This window comes from Bacillus sp. EKM420B, from assembly GCF_011065565.1.
GTDB lineage: Bacteria > Bacillota > Bacilli > Bacillales > Bacillaceae > Bacillus > Bacillus velezensis.
This window is the reverse complement of record NZ_JAAMNX010000059.1, coordinates 1-242: the sequence shown is the minus strand read 5'-3', so window position 1 is coordinate 242 and position 242 is coordinate 1. Positions and strand designations below refer to the sequence as shown.

Annotated in this window: 1 protein-coding gene; it reads left to right on the top strand. The window is 52.9% G+C overall.

The genetic code is table 11. From position 1 onward, the window contains the following. Positions 1-242, top strand: a 242-nt coding sequence (locus G9F48_RS19535) for a ketoreductase domain-containing protein (protein ID WP_165409998.1), incomplete at both ends; no start/stop codon positions are given.

Here is a 242-nt window from a genome sequence, read left to right as displayed (position 1 = left end):
AAGATGGGGCCGATAGGAGGCGTGATACACGCAGCGGGAGCCGTAGATCTCGATCATCCGGCCTTTATCCGCAAAACAAGAGAACAGATGATGACCGTGCTTGAGCCTAAAACAGACGGACTGGACCTTTTGTATCAAGCGCTGCATAAGGAGCCTCTCCGGTTTTTTGCGCTGTTTTCTTCAGTGTCCGGCGTGGTGCCGGAATTAGGATCGGGACAAAGCGATTATGCCATGGCTAACGC